This is a genomic window from Aeromonas sp. PS2Canimalfood6 (assembly GCF_048276795.1).
In the GTDB taxonomy this organism is placed as follows: Bacteria; Pseudomonadota; Gammaproteobacteria; order Enterobacterales; family Aeromonadaceae; genus Aeromonas; species Aeromonas caviae.
This window is the reverse complement of record NZ_JBLUXC010000092.1, coordinates 1-8,303: the sequence shown is the minus strand read 5'-3', so window position 1 is coordinate 8,303 and position 8,303 is coordinate 1. Positions and strand designations below refer to the sequence as shown.

Below are 8,303 nucleotides of genomic sequence, written 5' to 3'. Positions count from 1 at the left end.
TACCCGCCCGCCGAGAACGAAGTTACCCAAGGTGCATCAAAGCCAAACCACAGAAGTATGCGACGAGAAAACCTAGTAAAAACAATGCCAGTCAGGCTTAACTGACTGGCATTACGCCCAGGGGCGCTCTTTTTCATGACAGGGACAACCCCCGGGTCAGACGTGAACGAAGGACCAGACGGCGGGGATCAGGCTCAGCAGCGTCACCCCGGCCAGCAGCCGTTCGCGCCCGCTGAGCCGCTGTTCGGCGCCGAGCTGGCGACGGCTGTAGAGAAACAGCAGCAGACCCGGCCCGTAGAGCAGAAGCGACAGCAGCAGGTACTCCACCCCGGCGGCGTAGAGCAGCCAGAAACCATAACCGCTCGACACCAGCGCCACCACCCGCATCAGGCCGCGGCCCTGCCCCCCCTTGCCACCGAAGACCAGCTTGAGCAGGAAGAGGCCGATGAGCAGGTAGGGCACCAGGATCATGGAGGTGGAGATGAGCAGCAGGTTGGTGTACCCCTTGCCAAGCAACCACACCAGCAGCAAGCAGCCCTGCACGGTCAGGCTGGTGAGCCAGAGCGAGGCGATGGGAGTGCCGTTGCGGTTCTCGTGCCGGAAGATGGCCGGGAAGGCCCCGTGACGCGCCGCGCTGAACGGCACCTCGGCCGAGAAGAGGGTCCAGCTCACGTAGGAGGCGAGCACCGACACGATGAGGCCGGCGCTGATGAGCAGCTTGCCCCAGGAACCCGTCATCTGGGCCATCAGTCCCGCCATGGAGGGGTTGGGCAGGGCCGCAAGCTCCGGGCGGCTCAATATTCCGAGCGCCAGCACCGAGATGAGCACATAGAGCAGCAGCGCCAGTACCACACCGAGCACGGTGGCGGTGCCCACGTCCCGCTTGTTTCTCGCCCGGGCCGAGAGCACCGCTGCCCCTTCGATGCCGGTGAAGACCCAGAGGGTGATGAGCATGGTGTTGCGCACCTGCTCGGAGACCGGTACCGCCAGGGTGCTGCCCTCCTGATCCGCCGCAAAGGTGACCGGATCGAACCAGTAGCAGGCGAACAGGATGAACAGCAGCAGCGGCAGGCTCTTGGCCAGGGTCGCCACCAGATTGAACAGGGCCGCCTGCTGTACGCCTCGGGCCACCAGCAGGTGCACCGCCCAGAGGATGCAGGACTCGCCGATGAAGGCCGCCAGGGTGTTGCCCTCGCCAAACCAGACCCGCTCCGGCGTGTCGACGAAGCTGCCCAGCGCCGCGAAGGCGATCACCAGATAACCCACCACGCCGATGGTGGCACAGAGCCAGTATCCCCAGGCGGAGAAGAACCCCACCAGCTCGCCAAAGCCTGCCCGGGCATAGCTGTAGATGCCGCTGTCGAGCTCGGGTTTGAGCCGCGACAGGTAGAGGAAGCTCATGGCCAGCGCCAGTATGCCGACCCCGGTGACGGCCCAGCCGATCAGCACGGCGCGAGCGCCCGCCACATCGGCCATGTTCTGGGGCAGGCTGAAGATGCCGGCCCCCACCATGGAGCTGAACACCAGCGCAGTGAGGGACCAGAGCCCGATCTTGCTCTCTTTCATGGGCGCTCCTTAACGCAGCCGGCTGGCCAGCGCCTCGATGTGTTCCGGGCCGATGCCGCAGCAGCCGCCGATGAGGTTTGCCCCGGCTCTGCGCCAGCGCTCGGCCCAGCCGAGGTAATCCAGCGGCCCCAGATCGCCACGGATCTCGTCCAGACCGTCATTGGCAGTCGCCTCCTTGGGCTGGGGCGGGAAGGCGTTGGCATAGGCGCCGAGGCGAACGTCGGTGCGCCCCTGAACCTGCAACGCGGCGACGGCCACCTTGAGCGCCCCTTCAATCACCTCGGGCTGGCAGCAGTTGAACAGGATGGCATCCACCCCGGCCGACGCCAACGCGGTCACGGCATCCGCCACCCGCTCGCCGGAGCGCAGGGTGGGCTCACTGCCCGGCGCCTCGTCTTCCAGAGTAAAGGAGACCCAGAACGGCTTGCCGTCCTCGGGCAGCAGGGCCTTGAGGGCCAGGGGCTCGGCGATGAGGCTCATGGTCTCCGCCAGCCAGAGATCCACATGGGGTGACAGGGCCCGGATAAGCGGTGTCGCCAGCTCGCTCACCCGCTCGGCTTGATAGAGGTCCGCACGATAGGAGCCAAAGAGCGGCGGCAATGAGCCGGCCACCTTGACGGCTCCCCCCTGCTCGTCGGCCACGTCTCGGGCCAGTTGCCCGGCCAGGGCTGCAAGTGCCTCCCCTTGGGCGGCAAAGCGTGCCTCACCGATATGGAAGGGCACCAGGGCATAGCTGTTGGTGGTGATCACCCGGGCACCGCTCGTCGCATAGGCCTGGTGTACCTCGCGCACCGTCTCGGGCGCTTCCATCAACGCCAGTGCCGACCACTCCGGTTGACGGAACGGCGCACCACGCCGCGCCAGTTCACGGCCCATACCGCCATCGAGTACCCACAAATCCTGCTTGTCCATCTCTGTCTCTCTGCGTCTCCCCGCCATGACGGGTGTTTATTGTGTGAAACCACATTAAGCCATCAAAACATCTAGACGGCTAGAAATCCCAAATATCATGACCCAAAGTAGAACAAGAGGCAATCGGGGGCTACGAACAAATCCGGGCAAGCTCAGTATGATGGCGGCAAAGGGAGGTCTCCCCGGCACAGGCATCACCTGGCCAGGCACTGAAACGACAAGAGGCCACCCCGGGGGGTGACCTCTTGTGAAACAGGGGATCAAGGCGGGCACAGCCGCCGATAACCAGAGGGACTCAGCGCCCGGCCAGCACCCGCTTGGTCTGCTTGACCCAGTCGGAGACCCGGCCCTGCTGGGGATAGCCCTGCCAGATTTGCTCCCACTGGGCGGGGCTGAGCGGGCGGCCCAGCCGACGCTGCACCCCGGCATAGAGGTAGTCGTGGGCCGTGGTGCGGGCCTGGGCCGAGGTGAGGAACTTGGCAACAGGGTCAGTGAGACGCACGTCCCGCATGCCGAGCAGCGGATAGTCGCTGTGCACCGCCGCCAGCATGGTCTCCCGCATGGCGGATTCGATGTAACCCCGGGCAAACAGGGCGGTGACCGATTCAAGCGACCCTTGATCCGGGCCGTGGTACTCCTCATCAAAGACCGGACTTGGCTCCACTACGGCGCTTTGTACCACGGCATCGGGATCGGATTGCGGCACAACTTCTGCCTTGGCGGCAACCGGTTTGGCAACGACAACCGCCTTGCGGGGGGCGCTCTGACTGCAAGCGCCCAGCGCCAGGGCAAGCGCCACACAGGCCAGCGCACGGGAATGAGACTGCATCTTCATGACTCCTTGGTAGCTCCTTTACGATTCCTGAGCGGACTTGTCGGTCACTATGGGTTCAACCCGAGTGACCAGCAGCTGGTCGATCTTGTAGCTGTCGATATCCACGACTTCAAATTTGTAGCCCGCGTATTTGACCGAGTCGGTACGCTTGGGGATCTTGCGCAGCATGAACATGATGAAACCGGCGATGGTCTCGTAGTTCTGGCTATCCGGAAACGCCTCTATGTCGAAAGCACGCATCACATCAGAGATGGGGGTCACCCCGTCCACCAGCCAGGAGTTCTCGTCCCGCTGGACGATCTGCTCTTCCACCACGTGGGTGGCCCACTCCCCCATGACGGTACTCATCAGGTCATTCATGGTGACGATGCCCACCACCAGGGCGTATTCGTTCATCACCACCGCAAAATCGCCGCGATGGTTCTTGAAGTACTCCATTGCCTCGTAGAGGTTGAGGGTGTCGGGAATGATGATGACGTTCTGCACCAGGGAGCCGCTGTTGAGATCGATGCTCTGGCCGCTGATGACGCGGATCAGCAGCTCCTTGGCATCCACGAACCCCTTGATGCTGTCGAGGTTGTGGTCGCACACCAGGAACTTGTTGTGGGGGTGCTCGGCGATCTTCGCCTTGATGCTCTCCTCCCCCTCTTGCAGGGTGAAGTAGATGAGGCTCTCCCGCGCCGTCATGGCGGAAGTGACACCCAGAGACTGGAGCTCGAACACGTTCTCGATGAGCTGGTGCTCCTCGCGCTGGATGACACCGGCTTCGGCACCTGCATCCATCACCGCATAAATATCGTCGGAGGTGATCTCGTCGTTGCGCACCATGGAGATGCGCATCAGCCGGAACAGGCCGTTGGCCATGCCGTTGAACAGCCACACCAACGGCATCAGCAAGGTGACGCACAGCATCATGGGACGCACCACCACCACGGCGATCCGCTCGGGCATGGTCATGGCAAGGCGCTTGGGCATCAGATCCGCTATCAGGATGAACATGCCGGTGACGAAGACGAACGAGGCCGCAGAGCTAATCTGGCCGAGCCAGGGCCCCTGGTAGAAGCCAGCAATCAGCTCTCTGATGGCGGGATTGAGGGCGGATTCCCCCAGGATACCACCGAGGATGGCGACGGTATTGAGGCCTATCTGCACCACGGTAAAGAAGTTGCCCGGCTGGGCCTGCAGCGCCAACACCTTGGCGGCATGGCGGTTCCCCTCATCGGCCATCACCTGCAATTTGATCTTGCGGGAGGCGGCAAGGGAGATCTCGGAAAGGGAGAAGAACACACTGCCGGCAACCAGCAGCATCAGAAGAAATATACTATCGGCAAAACTCATGATTAACCTATTGCTACACCCGCCTTAGCACAAGACGGCAAACTGGGCCCGGGAAACCGGACCGTGACTCCATCCGGGACTCACACAGGGGCCATATTCTAGCAGAAAAGCGCCCGCTGGGTGGCGATATCTTGCTCTGACATGCAGTGCAACAAAAAAGGCGCGAAACGCGCCTTTTTATGCATTCTGCCATCAGGCTTACTAAGCCCTGCAAACTCAAGGAATTCAGCCAGGCGCCTTGCTATGCCTGGCTTACTACCGTAATCCCTAAGCTAAGCTGGAAGCTCTGATAAGCTTTCACTCCCCCTCATGAATGGTCAGGTGTGGTCAATCATGTGGACACCTCACACCTAACCAGCTCCACCTTTCAGAGGATTGAACTGCACGGCATCCTGTAAAAAATCAGGAGCGAAATGAGCATAGGTCATCGTCTGCTGGATAGACGCATGACCTAGGATCCGTTGCAGCACTAGGATGTTCCCGCCATTCGCCATAAAGTGAGTGGCAAAGGTATGTCGTAGTGCATGCAAGGCTTGCCCTTTTGGCAAATCAGGCTTCACAGCCCTTAATATCTCTCGCACCCGCAGATAGCTCGCCGTGGGAAACAACACCCCTCGTTTGTTCGCCACCCATTGAGCCTCAACCTCTGCACTGATAGGTACCGTCCGATTTTTACCGTTTTTGGTAGCTACGAACGTCACCCGTCGGTTGACCACATGCTCAGCCCGCACAGTGTAAGCCTCGCTCCACCGTGCGCCGGTACTCAGGCATAACACTGCGATTCCCCGATCATCCCCGCTCAACCCAGCTAACAATTGCTGTACCTCAAGTGGGGAAAGATAACTCATCTCTCTGGGGGCAACCTTCAAGGCTTTCAGTTCCCGAATCGGGTTATCACCGTGGTAGAACCCTCCCTCAATGAGGAAGTTGAACATGCCACTCAACTCCACCACCAGGCGGTTGACGCTATTGGGGGTTATGCTTGCGGCCAGCATACGTGAGCGCAACAAAGTTAAAGTATGGGCATCAAGCTGATTGACCCGCACCTCACCCAGATAACGATCTGCACGTAGTAAAGTGCGGCGCGCATGAGTACCCCATTTTTGATGCTGCCCTTTATGCGCCCACCAAATTTCGATGAGCTCAGCCAGCGTGCGAGCATCTGCAGGCTTACTCTGCCAGGGCTTGTCATGCTGCGTCGCCAGTACATGCCGCTCAAAGGCAACAGCTGCGTGCGCTAGGATACAAAGTCTTGTCCGAACGCGGCAGCGCCGCCGCTACCGCAAGCCGTCCCTGAAATGGATACAAGCGCACGTCAGCCGGACCCGAGCCGCGATCATCATCAGGACCACCACCGGTGAGACTAGGAAGAACCGATGGACGGTAGAGACACCCGCACGCCCCATGCTACCCGAGGCAAGCAGCACCGAACTGCTGGCCATCGCGGCCAAGGCGTTCAAGAAAATGGGGTGGGTAGGCAGCCAGTAACCGCCCTCCACTCCCTACTGAGCACAGCGACGCACATGTGTCGCTTTTTTGTGGCCAACCTCCAGCGCCGCAGTCCAGGCGCGGCGGCGGAAACGTGCCGCTCACAGAATCCGCACTCCTCCCCCCCCACCTTCGCGCTAAAAATGTGGCATTTTTTGCACAAATAAAATGGTGCAAATCTATCGCCTAACCCGCGCCATGGCTGGGTTCTTCGGGGGAATTCAGAATTTCATAAAAATGCATTTTGTGATCGTTTTTCGAGAAAACGATCACCCAAGATCTAGGCAAAGGAAAAGGTAAGTCATTGAGGATAAAAGGATAGCGGTTACTTTCCGTGAGGATCTCGGGTGGGGTAGTGGATCTAGTTTGACCACAAGGGAGAAACTGGAAAGCCTTATGGCAAAAGGCTTGGCGGGCAGCAAGGAAAAAGATCCGAAGGTTCACAAGTGATCCATATATAGATCTCGAAAGGGTCATGAAAGGAACGAGTGCAGCGAAACAACGCTACCGCTCATAGTCAAATGTCACATCGACGTTGTTTAACAACAGCATATCTGCGCAGTTTATACCTTTGGAATCAGCATAACTATCTACACACCACCATAACTGTGGCACAGGAGTCCAGCTTCTAAGCTGGGATTTTTAGGACCGTGTTGCTTTTAGCAAGTGGAAAAATCTTTTATTCAACAACGCCTGTCACATGGCGTTGTTGCCCAAATAAGCCAGCAAGTCATGACTCCCCCAGCCCCAGGTGGTTGCTACACTCGGGGCTGTCTGACGGGCAGACCAAGGCTGTTCAGTTTGTTTATTGCTCCAACATACGCCATGACTTCTCCCACTTGGCCGTTGTAGTGACGCAGACTGATTTTCCCCGCCAGCAACTGCTTGAACCGATACATCGCCGTTTCTGCCAGCGAGCGACGGTGATATCCCGATATCTTTTTCCAGTGCGCCAGCCCTTCCTTGCGCATCACCAGCACGGCTTCATTTCTTGGGTGCCCCTTTTTCCAGAGTCCCGCATTCTTGCGAGGCGGGATACAGGCTGTCGCCCCTTTACCTGTTATCAACTGGTGATTTGCTTTGTTGTCATAGGCTCCGTCGGCATACACACGCCTCAGCTTGCGCCTCAGTGGATTGAGCAGAGTCGGCAGTACCTCGGCATCATGGACATTCTCCAGCGAGACTTCCGCCGCCACGATATCGTGTGTCACCGGGTCTACAGCCAGATGCAACTTGCGCCAGACTCGCCGCTTCTCGGCTCCGTGCTTTCTGATCTTCCACTCGCCTTCGCCAAATACCTTGAGGCCAGTCGAGTCGATAACCAGGTCAGTGATACGCCCCTTTGGGGGCTGTCGATAAGCCACCGTCAGCGTGCGAGCCCGCTTGCTGACACAGCTATAGTCCGGTGCGCACAGCGGTACATTCATCAACTCGAACAGGGAGTCGAGTAGTCCCTGAGTTGCGCGAAGCGTGAGGCTGAAAATCCCCTTGAGCATCAGGAAGGTGCAGATGGTCTGGTCGGTGTAGAGCTGGCTGCGGCCCCGTCGCCCGTGATGGTCGTGGTGGAACCAGTTGTTCATGACTTCGGCATCAACCCAGAAGGCGAGAGAGCCTCGGTTAATCAAAGACTTGTTGTACTTAGGCCAGTTGGTGATGGGGTGAAGCGAGGTGCCCATGATGCAGATTTGAAGAGGATGGTGGTGATCAGATCACCGAGCCCTCAGTTAGTTCCATTCAAGCTGCATCGATTTGGGCAACAACGCCCTGTCACATTAGCAATGATGAAATTTTCCTTTTGGGATAGGTTTTTAATCAAAAACTTAATTAAAAAAACCAGAAAAAAGGATAAAAATAAAACAACCACATTAAAAAACCGTGATACGCGTCACACAAAGTTCTTTTTTATATTTACAGCTCCAATTGGATCAGATAAAAGGATTTTACCTCGAAATGTTTCGATGGTGTTAATAAGGAAATTTAAACATGCAAAATGTAAAACAATCCACCAACAAATCAGTCAAGGTATTCTCAGCACAAGTAAACACTCATGTACAGGATCTTTAGCTACAACCAATTGAAATAGATAGAAAAAAGGCTTCGTTTGTGATCTGATTTAATCGCAAAAAAAAACCGACACGCCCGAAGCCATGACTATTATCAATGC

The 8,303-nt window shown here is 58.0% G+C and carries 7 protein-coding genes; 1 reads left to right on the top strand and 6 read right to left on the bottom strand.

Annotation, left to right across the window (positions count from 1 at the left end):
* Positions 1 to 156 precede the first annotated feature (156 nt).
* The 6 genes from ACNPAA_RS20130 to ACNPAA_RS20105 form a co-directional block, all read right to left on the bottom strand.
* Positions 157 to 1,566, bottom strand: a complete 1,410-nt coding sequence (locus ACNPAA_RS20130) for a basic amino acid/polyamine antiporter (RefSeq protein WP_113977359.1) — start codon at positions 1,564 to 1,566, stop codon at positions 157 to 159.
* A 9-nt stretch (positions 1,567 to 1,575) separates the two neighbouring features.
* Complete coding sequence (locus ACNPAA_RS20125; RefSeq protein ID WP_039040257.1) at positions 1,576 to 2,478, bottom strand: homocysteine S-methyltransferase family protein; 903 nt, start codon at positions 2,476 to 2,478, stop codon at positions 1,576 to 1,578.
* Between the two features lie 295 nt (positions 2,479 to 2,773).
* Complete coding sequence (locus ACNPAA_RS20120; protein ID WP_417891970.1) at positions 2,774 to 3,313, bottom strand: hypothetical protein; 540 nt, start codon at positions 3,311 to 3,313, stop codon at positions 2,774 to 2,776.
* Between the two features lie 18 nt (positions 3,314 to 3,331).
* On the bottom strand, positions 3,332 to 4,651 hold the full coding sequence (locus ACNPAA_RS20115; RefSeq protein ID WP_408809124.1) for a hemolysin family protein: 1,320 nt from the start codon (positions 4,649 to 4,651) through the stop codon (positions 3,332 to 3,334).
* 350 nt (positions 4,652 to 5,001) lie between these two features.
* Positions 5,002 to 5,586, bottom strand: coding sequence for a tyrosine-type recombinase/integrase (locus ACNPAA_RS20110; RefSeq protein WP_161469698.1), 585 nt, complete (start codon positions 5,584 to 5,586; stop codon positions 5,002 to 5,004).
* Positions 5,587 to 6,897: 1,311 nt separating this feature from the next.
* Positions 6,898 to 7,815: an IS5 family transposase gene (locus ACNPAA_RS20105; RefSeq protein WP_113720032.1), complete on the bottom strand. Its 918-nt coding sequence runs from the start codon at positions 7,813 to 7,815 to the stop codon at positions 6,898 to 6,900.
* On the opposite strand from ACNPAA_RS20105, the gene ACNPAA_RS20100 reads away from it, so the two are divergent.
* Complete coding sequence (locus ACNPAA_RS20100) at positions 7,702 to 8,217, top strand: hypothetical protein (RefSeq protein ID WP_408809130.1); 516 nt, start codon at positions 7,702 to 7,704, stop codon at positions 8,215 to 8,217. The genes ACNPAA_RS20105 and ACNPAA_RS20100 overlap by 114 nt on opposite strands.
* The last annotated feature ends 86 nt before the right edge of the window (positions 8,218 to 8,303 follow it).

Coding starts and splice junctions, on each gene's coding strand:
- ACNPAA_RS20130 (WP_113977359.1), bottom strand. CDS start 1,566: ATGAAAGAGAGCAAGATCGGGCTCTGGTCCCTCACTGCGCTGGTGTTC.
- ACNPAA_RS20125 (WP_039040257.1), bottom strand. CDS start 2,478: ATGGACAAGCAGGATTTGTGGGTACTCGATGGCGGTATGGGCCGTGAA.
- ACNPAA_RS20120 (WP_417891970.1), bottom strand. CDS start 3,313: ATGAAGATGCAGTCTCATTCCCGTGCGCTGGCCTGTGTGGCGCTTGCC.
- ACNPAA_RS20115 (WP_408809124.1), bottom strand. CDS start 4,651: ATGAGTTTTGCCGATAGTATATTTCTTCTGATGCTGCTGGTTGCCGGC.
- ACNPAA_RS20110 (WP_161469698.1), bottom strand. CDS start 5,586: ATGTTCAACTTCCTCATTGAGGGAGGGTTCTACCACGGTGATAACCCG.
- ACNPAA_RS20105 (WP_113720032.1), bottom strand. CDS start 7,815: ATGGGCACCTCGCTTCACCCCATCACCAACTGGCCTAAGTACAACAAG.